Below are 835 nucleotides of genomic sequence, written 5' to 3' on the forward strand. Positions count from 1 at the left end.
TCGGCCGCGACGCGGTACTCACCGCGTCGCGCCGGTTGACCAAGTCGGCGGTGCCGGCCCGGGTGCGCGCCGAGGTACCCGACGCCAAGGCCGTCATGACCGCCGCCCGCGACGAGGTCAAACACCAGACCGGCGCCGACCAGATCCAGGCCGAGACCATCACCCGGTTCACCCGGACCCAGGTGATCCAGCTGGTGCTGCTGGTCGCCCTGGTCTATGTGGCCTACCCGTTCATCAGCACGGTGCCGACGTTCTTCTCGGAGCTGCGCACCATGAACTGGCCCTGGGCGTTGCTCGGGCTGGCCGTCTCCGCGCTGACCTACGTGGGCGCGGCGGCCGCACTGTGGGCCTGCGCCGACGGGCTGGTGAGTTTCCGCAACCTGTCGATCATGCAGGTGGCCAACACCTTTGCCGCCACCACCACGCCCGCCGGCGTCGGCGGCCTGGCGCTGAGCACCCGGTTCTTGCAGAAGGGCGGGCTGAGCACCATGCGGGCCACCGCCGCGGTGGCCCTGCAGCAGTCGGTGCAGGTGATCGTGCACGTGATCCTGCTGATCCTGTTCAGCACCGTGGCCGGCGCCTCGGCCGACCTGTCGCACTTCGTCCCGAGCTCGACCATCCTGTACCTGATCGCCGGCCTCGCGCTTGGGCTGGTCGGCGCCTTCCTCGCCGTGCCCAAGCTGCGTGGCTGGCTGGCCTCGTCGGTGCGGCCCAAACTCGAAGAGGTCGCCGACGACCTGATCAAGCTGGCCCGCGAACCGCAACGGCTGGCCCTGATCGTGCTGGGCGCGGCCGGCACCACCCTCGGGGCGGCCCTGGCCCTGTGGGCCAGCGT

General features: G+C 70.9%; 1 protein-coding gene. It reads left to right on the forward strand.

Annotation, left to right across the window (positions count from 1 at the left end; genetic code table 11):
* The coding region (locus BN4332_RS32655; protein ID WP_200820487.1) for a lysylphosphatidylglycerol synthase transmembrane domain-containing protein at window positions 1-835 on the forward strand (835 nt) is incomplete at both ends.

The organism is Mycolicibacterium houstonense (assembly GCF_900078665.2).
Lineage (GTDB): Bacteria > Actinomycetota > Actinomycetes > Mycobacteriales > Mycobacteriaceae > Mycobacterium > Mycobacterium houstonense.